Source organism: Sporolactobacillus shoreicorticis (assembly GCF_024125445.1).
Lineage (GTDB): Bacteria > Bacillota > Bacilli > Bacillales > Sporolactobacillaceae > Sporolactobacillus > Sporolactobacillus shoreicorticis.
In genome coordinates, this window is sequence record NZ_JAMXWM010000003.1 from 139,711 (window position 1) to 157,656 (window position 17,946).

Annotated in this window: 15 protein-coding genes; all 15 read right to left on the reverse strand. The window is 40.3% G+C overall.

What is annotated here, in order from left to right; translation table 11 throughout:
* Nucleotides 1-50: 50 nt before the first annotated feature.
* On the reverse strand, nucleotides 51-662 hold the full coding sequence (locus NIE88_RS03610; protein ID WP_253058907.1) for a Fe-only nitrogenase accessory AnfO family protein: 612 nt from the start codon (nucleotides 660-662) through the stop codon (nucleotides 51-53).
* 194 nt (nucleotides 663-856) lie between these two features.
* Nucleotides 857-1,669 carry a hydroxymethylglutaryl-CoA lyase-like TIM-barrel protein gene (locus NIE88_RS03615; RefSeq protein WP_253058909.1) on the reverse strand — a complete coding sequence of 271 codons (813 nt, stop codon included), beginning with the start codon at nucleotides 1,667-1,669 and terminating at the stop codon, nucleotides 857-859.
* 45 nt (nucleotides 1,670-1,714) lie between these two features.
* Entirely contained in the window at nucleotides 1,715-2,692 is a 978-nt protein-coding gene (locus NIE88_RS03620) for a homocitrate synthase/isopropylmalate synthase family protein (RefSeq protein ID WP_253058911.1), read from the reverse strand.
* A 163-nt stretch (nucleotides 2,693-2,855) separates the two neighbouring features.
* On the reverse strand, nucleotides 2,856-3,542 hold the full coding sequence (gene epsC / locus NIE88_RS03625) for a serine O-acetyltransferase EpsC (protein WP_253059229.1): 687 nt from the start codon (nucleotides 3,540-3,542) through the stop codon (nucleotides 2,856-2,858).
* Nucleotides 3,543-3,648: 106 nt separating this feature from the next.
* Nucleotides 3,649-3,822: a 4Fe-4S ferredoxin gene (fdxA, locus tag NIE88_RS03630; protein ID WP_253058913.1), complete on the reverse strand. Its 174-nt coding sequence runs from the start codon at nucleotides 3,820-3,822 to the stop codon at nucleotides 3,649-3,651.
* 21 nt (nucleotides 3,823-3,843) lie between these two features.
* On the reverse strand, nucleotides 3,844-7,413 hold the full coding sequence (gene nifJ / locus NIE88_RS03635; RefSeq protein WP_253058915.1) for a pyruvate:ferredoxin (flavodoxin) oxidoreductase: 3,570 nt from the start codon (nucleotides 7,411-7,413) through the stop codon (nucleotides 3,844-3,846).
* A 333-nt stretch (nucleotides 7,414-7,746) separates the two neighbouring features.
* Complete coding sequence (locus NIE88_RS03640) at nucleotides 7,747-8,748, reverse strand: hypothetical protein (RefSeq protein ID WP_253058917.1); 1,002 nt, start codon at nucleotides 8,746-8,748, stop codon at nucleotides 7,747-7,749.
* A 147-nt stretch (nucleotides 8,749-8,895) separates the two neighbouring features.
* Entirely contained in the window at nucleotides 8,896-10,314 is a 1,419-nt protein-coding gene (gene nifB, locus NIE88_RS03645; protein ID WP_253058918.1) for a nitrogenase cofactor biosynthesis protein NifB, read from the reverse strand.
* 120 nt (nucleotides 10,315-10,434) lie between these two features.
* Nucleotides 10,435-10,776, reverse strand: a complete 342-nt coding sequence (locus NIE88_RS03650) for a metal-sulfur cluster assembly factor (protein ID WP_253059231.1) — start codon at nucleotides 10,774-10,776, stop codon at nucleotides 10,435-10,437.
* Between the two features lie 94 nt (nucleotides 10,777-10,870).
* The gene (locus tag NIE88_RS03655; RefSeq protein ID WP_253058920.1) at nucleotides 10,871-11,410 is read right to left on the reverse strand and encodes a pyridoxamine 5'-phosphate oxidase family protein; all 540 of its coding nucleotides are present in this window, start codon (nucleotides 11,408-11,410) and stop codon (nucleotides 10,871-10,873) included.
* Nucleotides 11,411-11,715: 305 nt separating this feature from the next.
* Complete coding sequence (gene anfK, locus NIE88_RS03660; protein WP_253058922.1) at nucleotides 11,716-13,101, reverse strand: Fe-only nitrogenase subunit beta; 1,386 nt, start codon at nucleotides 13,099-13,101, stop codon at nucleotides 11,716-11,718.
* A gap of 15 nt (nucleotides 13,102-13,116) precedes the next feature.
* On the reverse strand, nucleotides 13,117-13,467 hold the full coding sequence (gene anfG, locus NIE88_RS03665; RefSeq protein ID WP_253058924.1) for a Fe-only nitrogenase subunit delta: 351 nt from the start codon (nucleotides 13,465-13,467) through the stop codon (nucleotides 13,117-13,119).
* A gap of 22 nt (nucleotides 13,468-13,489) precedes the next feature.
* Entirely contained in the window at nucleotides 13,490-15,067 is a 1,578-nt protein-coding gene (gene anfD / locus NIE88_RS03670; protein WP_253058926.1) for a nitrogenase iron-iron protein, alpha chain, read from the reverse strand.
* Between the two features lie 193 nt (nucleotides 15,068-15,260).
* Nucleotides 15,261-16,079 (reverse strand): nitrogenase iron protein, encoded by an 819-nt coding sequence (gene nifH / locus NIE88_RS03675; protein WP_253058928.1) that lies wholly within the window; start codon nucleotides 16,077-16,079, stop codon nucleotides 15,261-15,263.
* 1,053 nt (nucleotides 16,080-17,132) lie between these two features.
* Nucleotides 17,133-17,789 carry a forespore capture DNA-binding protein RefZ gene (gene refZ, locus NIE88_RS03680; RefSeq protein ID WP_253058930.1) on the reverse strand — a complete coding sequence of 219 codons (657 nt, stop codon included), beginning with the start codon at nucleotides 17,787-17,789 and terminating at the stop codon, nucleotides 17,133-17,135.
* Nucleotides 17,790-17,946 lie beyond the last annotated feature (157 nt).

A 17,946-nucleotide genomic window follows, 5' to 3' on the forward strand; every position in this document is an offset into this window, starting at 1 on the left:
AAAATTCAAAAGCAACACAATAAAAATAAATCTGCCGTTCTCTGCCTTTACTATTTATGGTTTGGCTTGATCACAATATATTGATCGCTTTTTACCGGTTTAGACTCAACGATATATTTGCCGTCTTTTTTGATCCAAGGCGGCGTGTGCCTGCAATATAAATGCAGTTCTAAAAAGGGGGTCTGAGATAAAAATCCTTTTAGCGCCTGTTTTGATGTGACCTCAGGGAACTGCTCCTGAAGCTTGATCAAATCTAAAAAATAGACCCCTTTGTTTTTAGTTAATTTCGGAGCTGCTTTTTTCGATAGTTCTTTCTTGGCTCTATTGTCCCTTTCAATCGAATGAATCTCCCTGATGACTTCTTCAAAATGCTCATCCGATATTTGATTTGCCTGAAAAATATGAAACCCTGCTTTATCAAAAACGACCAAAGGAATTCCGCTAATCTCTTTCCCGACAAGAATTCTGCAATCCTTAATTAAAGGAAGCAGATCCTCAACATACTTTCTTTGTGCCTGAATAGAGCGCGGCTGTTGATTATTTACTTTTATTTTCTTTTTAATTCCCCATCTTGTTTCGAGCTTTTCATAAACAATCAATTGATCGGCCACTCTAAATGAGCACAGCCCGTTTTCCGATGAAAACACGACGATCTTAGCCATGTAGTCCATCCCCCGTTTTATGCATATTTTAACTGATCGTTATCGCTCCTCTACAAAAATAAAGGTGCCGTTTCTATTTTCATAGAAAATGATCACCATTGAAATAAATGCAATTTTCAGTGAATAAAGTAAGCGAAAGCAGTCTATTTTTTCTGATTTTTAATCCTTTTTGAACGCTGATGTGTATGGTTACGTTATGCCAGACTCGTGATTTTTAAAAATTCTTTTGGGAGTTTCTCTGCTTTTTCAATAGACACTCCAAAATTAAAGATGGGCCGAGTAATGCGAATCAGCTGTAAAAAATCGCAGTTTCCTGTTCTTTCCCCAATACCCAGCAATGTTGTATCCGCATAGCTGCAGAAACTTTTTAGAGATTCAATGGTATTGGCCAATGCCATGCCCAAATCGTTATGTCCATGAAACCCAAACTCCGGTTGAGGCTTGGCAGACAGCGACAATTGTCCAAATTTATATCTGCATAAAGAAGGGGTTGCGATACCGACCGTATCTGATAACCGAATTCTTCTAATGTTAAAATCCAGCAAAATAGCAGTAATTTGATTCATGAACTCATCATTTGAACGAAAAGCGTCTTCAAAGCCAATCGATATATTTTTCATTCGATAATTAATCAGCAGCTCCAGACAAGCAAATAATTGCTCCAGTATCCAATTTTTGTCCTTTTGAAGCTTTGAATGAATTTGAACATCTGAAACCGGGATACTGATATGAATAATATCCGGCCGACAGTCAATGCAGTGCTGTAAATCGCTCAATGAAAGTCTGGACCAGACGGCTATCTTTGCATTTTTCATATTTTCAATGATTTGACAAATGGTTTCTTTTTCATAGGTGCTTTCTGATGGTATGCCTACTTCAATTTGGCTGACGCCGGCATTATCCAACAAAGAAGCAATGGTAATTTTTTGCTGACGCGTAAAATTTACCGACGGGGACTGTTCGCCATCTCTTAAAGTGGTATCAACAATATATTTTCGCTCTTTCATCGAACTCATCTCCTGATTCATCGTTTAAGAGATTCTACCTTCCCATTAATTGACACAGCCCATTTTGACGACTTCGTCGACAATTTTTCTGAATTCCGCATCGCTTATTTTATCGTTTTTATTGATACTTAACATTTTGACCTTTTGTAAAATCTGCGGCAAAAGCCGTTCGTCTAAGTTAAGATTCAGCTCCTTTATTTTTAATACAATTGATGCCCTCCCACTTTTCTTTCCTAAAATGATCTGCCGCTTTTGACCGACGAATTCCGGATCATAAGGCTCATAACAATATGGATTTTTTCGAATACCGTCGATATGAATACCCGATTCAACATGGAAAATTTCGCTCCCGATAATTGCCTTGTGTTTCAAAAAAGGAACGTGTATGATGCTTTCAATCAATTCCTTTATTCGCAAAAAATTCTGACACTCATACTTATCTATTAACCGTCGATGAATATGAAGAGTGAGCATCAATTCCTCAAGCGGCGTACAATCCTTTAACGCACCAAATGAAGTGACAATCGTTGCATTGTTGCACGAAACGTCCCATTCCGAAGCGATTGCAGTCGCACATTTAAGCCGATTCATCGGGCAAAATTCTATTGTCTCACCAGTCACCCCGCGAATCTTTTTAAAAATCGTTTCATAGTCGTGGAGCATCGCATCATCCAATCCGCTGACCCGTATCTTTCGAAACTGGAAATAGTGGTTCAACTTGTCAACTTCAGTAACATGATCAATTTTAATTTCTGTCGTTACGGATTGGTCTTCAACACTATGGAAATTTTCACAAACAAATTCATTAAATTCCGGATATCTATCTCGATTCGAAAGATTATTGATTCTTAGCACATAGTTTTCCTGTGGCGGAAGCGGTTTTATAGCTTGATAGATTTTTTCTGAGAGTTCAACCTTATCGCAGTTTATTTGTAACAACAAAGTCAATAATCGCTTCAGTGAAATTTTATCTATCGAGTAATCATCCAGACAAGATAAAGTTCGATCGATGATCTTGACCATTTTATCATCCCCATAGTTTAAAAATTCTATTATTCACTGACAGCGAGCTGCTATAAATGCCCTTCAGTAATTTTTCCAAATGATCAAGCCATAAGCCGTACTGCTATCGTTTTTTTTCGTTCGCTTAGTTCAGCTTAAGAGAACCTCCATTGATAATCAGAGTTTATTTGTAGAGTACTCTCGTGCTTTCAATCTGCTTTTTTGAATGTTCCCTTTTATATTCAATGTGTGCTGCCATGACATGCTCCCTTAAATCACAAATCTGTCTTTCTAGCTCATTTAATTTGTCTGCAACAGGGTCTGGAAGATTTGTATGATCCAGATCATGCTGGTGCACCTTCAATCCATTTTGACGGACAATTCGGCCGGGAATACCGACAACGGTTGCATTCGACGGTACATCGTGCAGAACGACAGACCCTGCGCCGATTTTTGAATGATTGCCGATTATGATCGATCCAAGTACACGAGCTCCGCAGGAAATCAATACATCATCACCAATTGTCGGGTGCCGTTTCCCTTTTTCCTTTCCTGTTCCTCCAAGCGTAACCCCCTGAAATAAAGTTACATCATTACCGATTTCACAGGTTTCACCAATCACAATGCCTGTCCCGTGATCGATAAAAAAACGTCTTCCGATAACGGCACCGGGATGAATTTCAATCCCTGTCATGAAACGCGCAAACTGGGACAGTACACGACCGATGAAAAAACAATGTTTTTTCCAAAACCAATGAGCAATACGATAATTCCAAATAGCATGCATCCCGGAATAAGTCAGGATGACTTCTAATTTACTTCGCGCCGCCGGATCCTGATCGAATACATTTGCCAAGTCTTCCCGAAGCATAGTGAACACCCTGATTACCTCCTTCGATCCGAAATCCACGAAATTTGTTCCTGCTGAATCGCTAGTGCCCTCTACTCCCTATGTTGGGCAATTACAAATACAATGATTATTTTGGCGGCTCAATCGCTTCGTTCGGACAGACATCTGCACAAATTCCGCATTCCGTGCAACGTGCAGGATCAATCGTATACTGGACACCATCAAAAGAGATCGCTTCGCTCCCGCATTCCGATTCACATGCACCGCAGCCGATACAAAATTCGTTGATTTTATATGCCATTTTCACCTACTCCTCTATTTATTATTTTGTTGGCATCGAATCAAACGATTCACTCGGTTCATAAAGGGCCTGTAATTTCTTTAAATAACGATAGCGTGTCTGACCAATTACTCTTGCCTGTTCAAATAGCTTCTCCGCCCGTTCAGGAAAGGTTCGCTGCAGACGGGTATATCTGTTTTCGTTTTTAATAAAATCGAGATAATCACCTGTTGGCTCTCGCGAATCGATGGTTAGCGGATTTTTTCCATTGGCACTATTTCTCGGATCAAATCGGAAATTATGCCAATAACCGGTCTCAACTGCTCGCTTCATCTCTTTTTGCGAATTCGCCATACCTCCTTTAATGCCGTGCATCTCACAAGGTGAGTAACCGATGATCAGCGAAGGGCCATGATAACTTTCTGCTTCAACAATAGCCTTCAGTGTTTGATTCAAATCGGCGCCCATGGAAACTTGCGCAAGATACACGTTGCGATAGATCATGGCCATTTCCGTCAGATTTTTTTTCGCACGCTCATTCCCTGAATGAGCAAACTGTGCAACCTGACCGATACGGCTCGCTTTCGATGCCTGCCCGCCGGTATTCGAATAAACTTCCGTATCAAAAATAAATACATTTACGTCTTCTCCGGTAGCAAGTATGTGATCTAAGCCCGCCGAATCAATATCATACGCCCAGCCATCGCCGCCGAAGATCCAGACTGATTTTTTACCAAGATAGTCCTTATTCTTAATCAGTATCTTCAAGCGTTCATCATGATCAGAGAGGCGCTTTGATTCTTTGAGAAGCGTCTTTGTCGCATTTTTATTCTTCTCTCCGTCGTCTTTCGATTGCAGATAGTCGACAGCCGCTTTCTTCAATGCTGGATCATCCACTGAATTGGCAAGATCGCGCACGAGCTTGATTAATCGTTCACGGATCGCTTTCTGTCCCAGGTACAAGCCGAGACCATTTTCCGCATTATCTTCAAACAAACTGTTGGACCATGCCGGCCCTTTATTATCCAAGGTTGTTGCATAGGGACAAGCTGCCGCCGGACCTCCCCAAATCGAAGAGCAGCCTGTCGCATTGGAGATAAGCATTCGATCACCGAACAATTGGGTAATCAGCCGTGCATAAGATGTTTCCGCGCAACCGGCGCAGGACCCAGAAAATTCAAGCAACGGTTTATTAAACTGGCTTCCTTTCACTGTTGAGGCGTTCATCATGCCCGGTTTCTTATCGACGTGGTCAACCAGGTAGTCGAATACCGGCTGCTGATCCATCTGGCTTTCACGTGACTTCATCGTCAATGCACCGGGTTTCAGACAAGAATCGATACAGACCGTGCAGCCCATACAATCGAGAGGACTAACCGTTTGAATATATTGATAATTTTCTACGCCTCTTCCCTTCATTGGCGTGATTTTCGCCTGACTTGGCAGTGCACCTGCTTCCTCATTCGTTAAAGCAAACGGACGAATAGCTGCGTGCGGACAAACAAAGGCGCAGCGATTGCATTGAATGCACAGATCCGGATTCCATTCAGGGACCTCGACTGCGACGCCTCTTTTTTCAAAGCCCGCCGCACCAAGCTCATAAGTGCCGTCCACATGAGGAACGAATGCCGAAACAGGTAAATCGTCTCCCTCCATACGGCTGACGGGATGCTGGATATGCTCTACCATATTGACTAAATCTGAATTCTTTGTATCGGCCTTCAAAGAAAAATGATATGTTTTTTTTGAGCTGATTGACTGTAATTTGACGCGGCGAATATTCTTCGTACCTTCATCAATCGCCTCATAATTTGCCTGAACAATGTGATCACCTTTTGCTCCATAGCTTTTATAGGCAAACTCTTTCATCAGCCGAATTGCCTGTTGCTGAGGGATAATCTCTGAAAGTGTGAAAAAAGCGCTTTGCAAAATCGTATTTGTCCTTTTTCCCATGCCTATTTTACGGGCAATATCCGTCGCGTTAATTGCATAAACCTGAATCTGATTTTCTTCAATATATTTGACGGCATCCGTGCCTAACTTTTCCGATAACTGTTCATCTGTCCATTGAGAATTAATCAAAAAAGTACCGCCGGGTTTGACATCCTCAACGATGCGAAATTGTTTCTCAATATAAGACGGATTATGACAGGCGACAAAATCGGCTTTTCTGACATAGTAAGGGGACTTGATCTTACTAATGCCGAAACGCAAATGACTGATTGTGACCCCGCCGGTTTTTTTCGAATCATACTGGAAATAACCTTGAACATATTTATTGGTGTGATCACCAATAATCTTAATTGAATTTTTATTTGCCCCGACCGTCCCATCACCGCCAATACCCCAGAATTTACACGAAAAGATATCCGGCGGCGTGGTAATCGGAGTATCGGTACGCTCATTAAGACTTAAATGGGTCACATCATCAACAATTCCAACTGTAAATTGTTCTTTTGGCTTTTCTTTTTTTAACTCATCGAAAATTGCAAAAACGGTTGACGGTGGTGTATCCTTAGACGATAAACCATAACGACCGCCAACGATTGTCGCAGTCGTTTTTCCATAAAGCGCTCTGATGACGTCAAGATACAGTGGCTCTCCGGACGAACCCGGTTCTTTGGTTCGATCCATCACAGCAATTTTTACAACGCTCTCCGGAAGTACATCGAGAAAATGAGCGACAGAGAACGGTCGATATAAGCGAACTTTGATCAGGCCGATTTTCTCCCCCTGCGCCAATAAATAATCGACAACTTCTTCAACGACGTCACAGAAGGAACCCATGGCAATGATCACACGCTCCGCTTCGGGAGAGCCATAATAATTGAACAGCTTGTAATTCGTACCGATTTTCTGATTGATTTGATTCATATAATCTTCCACAATTTCAGGAAATGCATCGTAATACGAATTACAGGCTTCGCGATTTTGAAAATACACATCGTCGTTTTGATGACTGCCGCGCATCGTTGGGTGTTCGGGATTCAAGGCGCGGTTTCTGAATGCGCTCAGACTGTCCTGATCAACCATTTTCGCAAGTTCCGCGTAATCCCAGGATTCGATTTTTTGGATTTCATGACTGGTACGAAAGCCATCAAAGAAATTTACAAAAGGAATTCTTCCTTTCAATGTGGCCAGATAAGCGACCGGCGTCAGATCCATAACTTCCTGCGGATTTGACTCTGCAAGCATGGCAAAACCGGTTTGCCGACATGCATATACGTCCTGATGATCGCCGAAAATACTCAGCGAATGGGAAGCAAGCGCGCGTGCCGTAACATTAATAACACAGGGAAGCAGTTCTCCCGCGATTTTATACATATTCGGGACCATCAACAGTAAGCCCTGGCTGGCGGTATAGGTCGTCGTCAATGCACCGGCGTTTAAACTTCCGTGCATTGTTCCCGCCGCGCCTGCCTCACTCTGCATTTCGTAAATATGCACGCGTTCACCAAATATATTTTTCAGCCCTTCGGCAGACCAGATTTCTGTTGCTTCAGCCATAGGTGATGAAGGCGTAATCGGATAGATGGCCGCAACTTCAATAAAAGGGTAACTCGCGTATGCGGCAGCGGTATTCCCATCCATCGTTTTTTTTGCTCTGATCATTATGAACATCCTCCCTAAATCTTTTTGCTCCCCCTTAACATCTGCAAACAAATGCTTTTATCAATCTATTTTTATACAAAATAAGAAAGTAAAATCTTAGACGATTAGCGGGGCAGGTGAGTGATCCGGCAAATAAAGGAGCCTTCGCTAAGCACGCGTATGTCCTGTACGAAACGCGAAAATCATCTCAGCCTATGAACAACGTCACAGCCGCCGTATCCTGCGAATTGCTTCCTGCGGTTCATCGGACCTTAGCCCCATCCATGACCGTCACAACTAAAGATTAAGCCTTCACCTTACGCAAGGGCTTGATGAAGCCAGGTCTTCTGATCACTAACTCTTAAAACAGAAAGTCGCCATTGAACATCCCGCACATTGTGACGGCGAACATGTCCAATAAGGATTTTCTACCGTTTCAATCGTAAATCCGGAATTCGAAAGAGAAAAACAACATTCTCCATCTCCATTGTTCATGACAACCTGATCCCTTTCATAATTAAAGCAAATGGCGATTCCTTTGCGAACCATCGTTTCGCCATCAAGCTGATTAACAACAAGCTTTGGTTCGATTTTCTCTAAATAACCTTCCTCATTCCGAACATCGATCCTGTTTTCTGATGTGATCAGTTTAATCACACGTCCTTTTTTATCAAAGACTAACGAGTTACTGTCCGCAGTAATGCCAAGAGCATCCGGATCAAAAATTGTCATTAAACCGATCGGCGTATGGACAATAGCGGGTCCCGCCGGTTCTAATGATTCCAGTTCTCCCGACGGATACAACGAAAACCCGTTTCTTGCCGCAATTTCTCCGAGAGCTGTTTTTATATTAATCACTTCCCCCGGAAATAAAGTGATGCTGCGAATGCCACCATCCTTCCACAGTGCAACACAATTAATGAACGCCTTAAACTTAGTAAAGCCCAGATCAAAAGTCAGTGGCGTTTGCAAGGATCTTTCATCGTCTTCCGTCCAAAATCCGCTGATTTTCCCATCAAGAGGAAAAAAACGGTTTAATTCTCCGGTATTATAAAAAGTGACAAATTCGGCCGGAAAGTCTCCGATCGGTGTGTAAATTTCCTGTTGGTTTTCCAAAGATACTGCTTTGATCGCCGCGTCCTTATAAAACTCAATCGAATATTTGTTTTTCCTGCGTGCCGTCTCGGTATAAAAAGGAACTAATTCGCCAATTTGAGTGACGATCATGATTTTATCAGATAACTGGATACCTTCCAACTCACCGGTCGAATAGCAACGATAAGATTCTATAGAACCGAAGACACCACCTGTCCGTACCCGGATCGTTTGATCATCGATCAGATCAAAATTTTCCATGGCCTACCACCCTCAATCAGTTCCTTTTGTTTTGATTTCATTTTCTGTGAAATGCTGCTTACAAAGCGGCTTTCTTGTTCATTGCGGTTTGGCATAGACGCAAACACTATTTTTTGTTCATTTTAAACATTCGGAACTTTTTGTCTATCATTTGAATGAGCGAGCCGACTGTGCCGCCTGATTAACGGCATGGGCAACAGTATCAACAGTCACAATAGGATCAATGCCCATATCCAACAGCTTTTTATTGGGCACTTTGCCAATTCTCAGTGCCAGAACCCCGCTGCAATCAACGATCGTTTTCAATATTCCCTCCCACTTATCTTCTTTTCTCTTTTGGCAATCATCATAACCGTTACAGTAATGCTCAACCCTTCTCTTCTCAACAAACTGTGTGGTTTTACCGTCACTTTCGTAAATATAGAATTCTTCAGCCTGACCGAAATGTGTATCTACGATTGCCCCATTGCTTGTGGCAACCGCATAGCGTTTTAAGTGTGAACGATCACGTTTTTTACGTTCTTCATCAGAAGAATACGTGGATGAATTAAGGTTTTGTTTCGGTTTCATTTTTTCTTTCACTGTACATTTCGTAGAACACTGCCGATAAATTTCAGATAGGGATAAGTCATTATCAAGCGTTCCTACAGCATCCGCCCGGCATTGTCTGCAGTGGCGCATTTGCTTAAGGTCAATTTCACAAACATTTCGCAATTCATCAATATCCTCACTCTTCAACGTATCTAAATATTCAAATACTGAACCAACGACCGGAATATGCGGCATAATATTGGACATGTAGATACCCAGATCTTTGACTTTTTTTATAACATCCGGAATATGATGGTCGTTAATTCCTTTCAAAGCAACACAATTTATTTTTGTAACCACTTCATATTCTTTTAATAATTTCAATCCGGCAAGCTGATTAGCCATCAGAATAGTCGCTGCCTCTCGTCCGGAGTATAGCTTTCCAAAATAGTTGATATGTTTATAGATTTTCGCCCCGATTTCTACATCTACAGCATTCACCGTTACAGTAAAATGGGTCACTCCCAACTCAACCAATTCCCTAGCATAAAAAGGCAGCATTAACCCATTGGTCGAAATACAAAAGGTAACCTCCGGATCATACATGCGAATGAGTTTCAGCGTTTTTTTTGTTTCCTCAAAATTTGCCAATGCATCTCCCGGTCCGGCTATCCCAACCACTTTCAGGTTTTTAAGATGTTTTTTCAATTCAATATATTGTTCAAAAGCTTCATTTGCCGATAATACTTTTGACGTAACACCCGGTCGACTTTCATTACAGCAGTCGAATTTTCGGACACAATAATTGCACTGGATATTACATCTGGGGGCTATTGGGAGATGTACTCTGGCATTTCTGCATGCACCGGGACCAAAACAAGGATGTTCCCTGGTTCTTTCTTCTAAATGAATTTCATCATTTAGGACCGCTATTTTTTTCTTTTGCGCATTGTTATTGAAATTCCATGAGATACGCGAGCGAGGATCATTTTTTTCATTCATACTCATTGTTTCACTCGTATTCATTTTATCCATCACTATTTCCCTCCTTTACCCCTTTTGTCACCGTTTCATTACATATGCAGATCAATTCGTCGGCCGATCATGAGAGACGGATAAGAAATAATTAAGTGACTGTCCGATTTTTATTGCGTCCTAGTTGCACAAGCCTAAAGCAATTTTTGCCTTTCGAGTCATCCGGTCTTTTGTCCACGGCGGATTCCAAACAAAATTCACTTCGACTTCGTTTATTTCTTTGATTTTTTTTAAGGTACGTTTTACATCATAGGAAAGCGATCCCGCAAGCGGACAGCCCATAAACGTCAAGGTCATGTTTATTAGAACATTCTTCTCATCATCAATACCAACGCTGTATATCAAACCAAGATTAATAATATCTACGGACAATTCCGGATCAATAACATCTTCAAGCGCTTCGAGTATCCGGTCTTTCAAATTTTCCAATTCTTTATTTTCGCTTATCGTGTCCTCACTCATCAAGAATCTTCCTCCTTCCATTTTTATAGTGGTCCCATGCAAGGTGCGGCAATTTGTATCCAAGACAAAATGTTCAACTGCCGGCTTCAGGAAATCATCTCATTTTTTCAATAGCGGTAAACATATGATTCATATCTACTGGGTTTTCTTTTGCAGTTAGATGTTCCGGACAGATACAATATACAGATACCGCTTTATTGTTCAACGATGAATGGTATCTTTCAACAACTTGTTTCAAGACATTCTTGTCAAAAAGACCCGGAGTAAACTTTTCCAAAAATTTTCCCAACGCTTCAATTTTTTCATTTGGATCTTCCACGAGCATTGCCTTGCCAAAGATAACAACACTAAAATAAGAAGTATCGCATTTACAGGGAACCGAGCTTTTTACAGTACCCAATTCTTCAAATACAGTAAAACAAACATGAGCGTTTTCCCGTAAAATATGATTCTTTCTGCCTGTTCCTAAACCATGGATATAAATTTTTCCATTTAAGAACACGTAGTTTACAGGTATCGTATAGGGTTTGGATTTATCACTCATTCCCAATGATCCAACTCTTTTTTCGATTAAAAATCGATCAATTCTTTCTTTATCATTACAAATTCTCTGTTTGTACGATATCCCTTTCAAATGACAATCTCCTCATCTTTTAATTTGAATGGCGCGCACAATAAATTCGAAAATTCTGTCATATAATTGAATTTCTGTCGACCATTTTGAGGTGACAAGCAACATGTGACAGATCAAACGATTCCAAAGATCCGACTCAGTATAGAATAATTTATTTTAAATAAATGAACGGAAAGGATCTCGCCCCTGCTTGAATAAGTTATTTTTTCGCAAAAAGTAGCTTTTTTGAGCATTCTCAAACACTGAACAGCCTTATCTCCGTATGCCAACAATATAGGGTAACATCTCAGACCATTAACGATTGTTTACCACATTGCAAGCAGCCATTCTTTATTACGCTTATATTCCATATCATTAAACATTACATTTGCCATTTCTTCCGCAAGCCATACGGCACCGTTATATCCAACTCTTGGATGTCTGTAGTAACCTGCTCTGTCAAATACAGGGAATCCCACTCTTAACATTGGAATTTTATTATCCATAGCTACAAATCTACCTTTAGAATGCCCCATGATCAGATCCAGTTTCAAACCTTTTTTAATCCGATCTTCCAATTCGAATAAATCGGCATTCAAAATGATATCCATATCAAAATCAACTTTTTCCTGAAGTTGTGTTATGCGCGGATCGTTTTTGTAACTTCGGTTGTCATCCCCAAGAAGTAAGAGCACCGGTTTCATTTCAAGATCAATGCAAAATTCTGCAAGGCTTATTACAAGATCGGGATTACCGAAAATGGCTACTTTTTTATCCGCAAAGAACATATGGGTTAAATCGGTCAGAGCATCAAGAGCAACCCCACGTTCATAAGCCAATGACTTTGGAATCGGCTTTCCCGTCATCTGACTCAATTTCTTTAAAAATAGATCCGTGTTTCGTATTCCAATCGGCGAAGGTCCGATTACAGCCGGTACATCAAATGTATCTTCGAGATATTCAGCTGCTTTTCCGCCTTCATATTTGTTAAGCGCAATGGTTCCAATCGCATTTGCAGTACCTGTTAGATCATCAATTGTCGTCTCTCCATGAGGCTGTGCCTGTTCCTTAGGCATTAATGGAGCATCAAATTTTTCGATTTCAAATAGGACGGTCGCATCTATATCCATTTCTTTTAAAATATGCTTTAACTCCCTGACATCACCAGGGTTTACCCAGCCGGTAATCAGATTTATCTTCCCATTTGGTTTATCCTTCTTTGCAAATGCTCTTACAAACGACTCTACGGCTATATCATATCCGCTTACCATGCTTCCGACAAAGCTTGGTGTATGAATGGGAACAAGATGTACTTCTCTTCCCGGATATTTTTCCTTTAAAAGTCCATCATTTAAATTTGTTATCACACCGTCTATATCGTCGCCGATAATTTCTGTCGAGCAGGTAGAAATCACCGGTATAACTTTTAAATTCGGATATCTCATTAAAAGTACATCCACTCCCTGCTCAACACGATTCAGGCCGCCGAAGACAGCAGCATCTTCATGCAATGATGAAGAAGCAAGTTCGAAACTTTCTTTAAAGTGCTGAGAGAAGATCAGTCTTACAAACATACAACATCCTTGACCGCCATGAACCAGACCAATGCAATCTTTTATGCCAATACTGACGTATTGCGCACCGGCAGGCTGGCATGTAAATATAGGGTTTATAATACCCGCACGTTCTTTTTCCTTTACCACACAAGCCATGCTAACATCCCTTCCTCAATATAGCGGATTTTTAAGTTCTTCATTCAATGATCCAGAGATGGTCAAGTAATCAATCTTCTCTTTCAACTTCTTTATCAGGACTTTGATTTCTTCTTTGCTCATATCATTGATCCACTTAAATTCACTTTTGTAGAGTCTCGCCAAGTAGACGGCTTCAGCCCAATAATACTTTCCGGCCGGTGTGTCCTTTTCAACCGGTTCATCACATAAAACCTGCATGGTCCTTTTAAGAATTCCTTCGTTTTGGTTTTCTCTGTCCCATGCCCGAGAATTAAACTGCCATAGACAATTTTTCATGATGTAGTTTACGAGCTGATCGACTTTCTCTTCCATATCATCTTTCACAGATGCGCACCTCCATCGTATATTACTCAGCCATTTGTTTATGCTTTTCTATTTGCTCTTCCAAGTATGGATAACTTTTTTCTCTAAGATGAGAAACGCAATCAAAATTACCCGTATATTCTCTGATTGACGTTGAATCCACAATTTCTTTGCTTAAATTGATATCCGATTTCATTCTCCGAGTCACAAAGCTATTCTCTTCGGTTATTTCATCCTTTGTGATGTCAACAAAGGACAGTTCATGGACCGGTGAATAAATCGCATTGTATATATCACGTGCAAATCTGACCCAGCCTTCAAATCCTTTATAGGGACCATTGTGATAGGCATGTGCGTTAATATAAGGGACACCGATTTTCTTCGCGTATTCACCCGGTCTTTTTCCAGTAAAAATAACATCGGGTTTTAACGTCTCCATTGCTTCAAGTGATTCAAGTTCATTCGGATCGTCGATGGCCAAAGCTCCCTCACAATCACATCTCGATATGCCTTTCTCCATGTCGCCCTGATGACCGAACTTTGTATATACAGAAACGACTTCTACGCCCATTTCTTCATGTATGACATGTGCCCAGTGCCATAATTTAGAACCGCCCGGCCACAAGCATACTCTTTTGCCTTTCAGCCGTTCTTTATACCAATCGAGTTCCGGTTTCCATCTAGCGGTTTCTTCCTTAACAATGGCCTCGGCTCGTTCTTCAATTCCAAAAAATATTCCAATCTTTCTAAGCGAATCCGACAATGGTTTAAAGCCAAATCCATCAATATCCATTCTTGGAATTCCATATCGTTTTCTCAATTCATTACAGATATATTCTGCGGAACGTGCACATTCAAGAACATTCAGCTTTGCACGGTGCATGCCTCTTAAATCGTCATACGAACCATTTCCGGTAAATGTAGAAATAATCTGTATTCCCATTCGTTTAAAATAGTCCTGCATGACTTCCTGGTCACCTTGAATATTGTACTCACCTACATAATTAATCGTATAATCGCTTGTAATCTTAGGCTCATGCGTGCCTACCTTGTTTTCTACCCATGCGATATTGATTTTATGATGACCGCCCGACTGGCTTGGCCCCGCGAATCCAGGTGCATTGCACACAAAGATATCTACTTCCGGCATTTCATCCATGACTTCTTTTGCTATAGATTCAAGGTCATCTCCGATTAACGCAGTGCCGCAAGTCTGATAGATCGTCAACCGTTTTATTTCGGGGAATGCTTTAAAAGCAGCAATGATATTGTCTTTTAATAGTTCATTAGCTCCGAAAATAACGTTCGATTCTTTGACATCCGTCGCAAAAGTATATTTAATCTGAAAATTGTCATTATCACTAATATATCGTTTTGTCTGCCATGTATCATAAGTACATCCTATAGGACCATGACTCATGTGTATGACATCTTTCATCGGTGTTCCAATAACATGTTTTGCGCCGCAGTATACGCATCCTCTTTCCGAAAGCGTTCCGGGAATTGTATTCAAATAGCCAAGTGGTAGTGCATCGGTTATCTCTTCATCTTTTCCTTTTTCGACAACGTGTTTCTCTCTCTCGGGAATGCATTCACTCACTTTAAACAAATGATAGGGCATGATTACAATTCCTCCAATCACTAATAGTTAAAGTACATCGTCTCAGAAACTCTCTTATCTGCCGGCGTTGTCCCTTGCGCATCATCACTGTTCCTACGTTCGTATGTCACAGAGCAGTTTTTATAACATTGATCAAATATTCCAACTCGACAGCTACCTTACAGTATTTGGACGTCGATTTAAAGCATTCCAATCAGTCCAGAATACCGTGTTCCCGTAAAATTTCCTCTAACTTTTCAATCTTCATTGGCTTCGGAATGACAAACATATCATTATCATCAATTTTTTGTGCCAAAGCGCGATATTCATCTGCCTGCTTCTCTTCAGGGCTGTAATCAATTACTGTTTTCTTATTGATCTCTGCTCGGGTAACCGCTTTGTCTCTTGGTACAAAATGGATCATCTGAGTTCCAATCTCTTTTGCTACGGCAGCCACAAGTTCTGCTTCTCCTTCAACTTTACGTGAATTGCAAATGAGTCCTCCTAAACGAACGCCGCCTCGCTGTGCGTATTTTGTAATTCCTTTACATATGTTGTTGGCGGCATAAAGTGCCATCATCTCGCCTGAGCATACAATATAAATCTCCTTCGCCTTTCCTTCACGAATTGGCATGGCGAAACCGCCGCACACAACATCCCCCAAGACATCATAAAAAACATAATCCAAATCTTCATCGTACGCACCTAGTCGTTCAAGCAAACCAATGGATGTAATGATTCCGCGTCCCGCGCAACCAACACCAGGTTCAGGACCGCCTGACTCCACACCTTTAATGTCTCCATATCCTTCTTTCAAGACAGCATCAAGTTTCACATCTTCCCCATTTTCTCTCAGCGTATCCAGAACCGTTTTCTGAACCAATCCGCCAAGCACCAGCCGAGTTGAGTCTGCTTTTGGATCACATCCAACAATCATAATTTTTTTCTTCATTTCAGCAAGTCCTGCTGCCAAATTCTGTGTCGTCGTCGACTTTCCAATACCGCCTTTACCATAAATCGCCACTTGTCTCATCTTAACTTCTGCCTTCCTTCTTTAAATTTTTTATCAGTTACTTAGAAATTCGTTCACTATTGCCGTTCACCTCATCAATCGATTCATTGTAATTATTATCATTTTATAAAACTATACGATAATAATTATTACAAAATAGATTAATGTATTTATAATGATTATCAACAATATTGAGCATCAATTTATAACTGATATAAATTATATTTCAAAATTAAAGGAAATCTTACGAAAAGTAAATATATTTAGCAGCTTATTAACACAATTTTCATAAGTTTTCACTTTTTTCTCGATATTCATATTATTTATAATAATTATAATTTATTTTCTAGAAATTTTTAACTATTATAAATTAATTATCATTTAGTACTAAGTTACTTGAGAAGATACTTCTGCATACCCGCATATTTGCTGAGACATGTGCGATTTTTTCACTGTCAAAACGACTTTTCGGGAAGAAGTATTTAACCGTTTTCTTTACTGCTGTCAAGCCAAGAGTATAAAACAAAAACTGCTCTATTAAATAATATTTAGTGAACGAAAACCAACCATTCGAAAAGGATTAGATTACCTTTTTCGTTTTTCATGCTATATTTCAAATTAAAATTTAAAAAGGAAATTACAGATATGAATGTGAAATTTCAACTGTTATTTCAGCCAATTAATAATTCATTTAAATAGCAAGGCTAAATGTACTTTTTATCATAGACAAACACTTGAAATAATGGATGAAGTGCGATGATGAGGAACAATAATTCAATCTGGGGAGAGAAACGTCATGATCAAACCCGCCTTGGTTAATCCTGATTGTCGGATTAATCGGTGAAACTTGAATCGTTCTGTGGTAATGAAAGGACTCAAAACATTTTTAAGTTTTTGTACGGACAGATATCAAAAACGCATGGCTTCCGCGTGTTCCGCAATGGATCACCAAAGATCGAAGCCCTCTTTCCATCAGTACGGTGAGCTTGGACATTCCTATATTATGGAAAATCACCCTTCGGTTTGCAGACTTAAAAATATCACCGTATTTCTTCCTATAAAAGGTACTGTTGATTACGTATTCTTGTAAATTTTCTTTTCATGAGTGAACAAGCGACATGCCCAGTCATGAATGTGACGCGTATATTGTATAAGAAAGGAATGCTCGCTCGGCTGCATAAAATAGACTTCTCTTAAGTATTGCGGCTGAAGAAACGGCATGATGATCATGTCTCGATATTCAATGGCTACAAATTCCGCTTGCAATGGATTCATCTGTGAATTACTTAATACTTGCTTAAATATGCGTTCAAAAAGAAACTTTTCCTTTACTAAGTAACTCGACATCAGTTCCCTGACCAGTTGATTGTCCAATGTCATTTCACGATGAACAAAGCGCGAAAGATAAAAATAACGCTGCTGATAGCGAATCAATTGCTCCGCAATGATGGTCAATCGTTCAACAGGCGAATTCTGATCCTTCGAATCTTTTTCTGATTTCTCCAAAGTACTGAGATAGCCTTCAAAAAACGCAGCCATCAGGTGCTCTAACAAGCCTTGTTTTCCGCCGAAATAATAAGAAACAAGCGCGATATTTACCCCTGCATCCGAGGCAATCGCGCGCACGGATACTCCATCGTAGCCGCTCATATTAAATAATTTAAGTGCTGAATGAATCACTGCGTCTTTCGATTTTTTTCCACTTGTCGGATTGACGCTCTTAGTCGGCATCCTGTGATCCCCTCTCTTTTGCTGACAGTCCGTCTTCAACTGACCTCTTTACTATAAACGTTCGTCTTAAATGGCGTCTACCCTTTTAAAACCTTTCGACATATATGCTGAAAAATTCGATTCATTCTGCTAAAATTAAAGTACTTTCTCTTTTGAT

Bases quoted from the DNA above. Each gene is read 5' to 3' on its own strand.
- NIE88_RS03610 (WP_253058907.1), bottom strand. From the start codon at position 662: ATGGCTAAGATCGTCGTGTTTTCATCGGAAAACGGGCTGTGCTCATTT.
- NIE88_RS03615 (WP_253058909.1), bottom strand. From the start codon at position 1,669: ATGAAAGAGCGAAAATATATTGTTGATACCACTTTAAGAGATGGCGAA.
- NIE88_RS03620 (WP_253058911.1), bottom strand. From the start codon at position 2,692: ATGGTCAAGATCATCGATCGAACTTTATCTTGTCTGGATGATTACTCG.
- epsC (WP_253059229.1), bottom strand. From the start codon at position 3,542: ATGCTTCGGGAAGACTTGGCAAATGTATTCGATCAGGATCCGGCGGCG.
- fdxA (WP_253058913.1), bottom strand. From the start codon at position 3,822: ATGGCATATAAAATCAACGAATTTTGTATCGGCTGCGGTGCATGTGAA.
- nifJ (WP_253058915.1), bottom strand. From the start codon at position 7,413: ATGATCAGAGCAAAAAAAACGATGGATGGGAATACCGCTGCCGCATAC.
- NIE88_RS03640 (WP_253058917.1), bottom strand. From the start codon at position 8,748: ATGGAAAATTTTGATCTGATCGATGATCAAACGATCCGGGTACGGACA.
- nifB (WP_253058918.1), bottom strand. From the start codon at position 10,314: ATGGATAAAATGAATACGAGTGAAACAATGAGTATGAATGAAAAAAAT.
- NIE88_RS03650 (WP_253059231.1), bottom strand. From the start codon at position 10,776: ATGAGTGAGGACACGATAAGCGAAAATAAAGAATTGGAAAATTTGAAA.
- anfK (WP_253058922.1), bottom strand. From the start codon at position 13,101: ATGGCTTGTGTGGTAAAGGAAAAAGAACGTGCGGGTATTATAAACCCT.
- anfD (WP_253058926.1), bottom strand. From the start codon at position 15,067: ATGCCCTATCATTTGTTTAAAGTGAGTGAATGCATTCCCGAGAGAGAG.
- nifH (WP_253058928.1), bottom strand. From the start codon at position 16,079: ATGAGACAAGTGGCGATTTATGGTAAAGGCGGTATTGGAAAGTCGACG.
- refZ (WP_253058930.1), bottom strand. From the start codon at position 17,789: ATGCCGACTAAGAGCGTCAATCCGACAAGTGGAAAAAAATCGAAAGAC.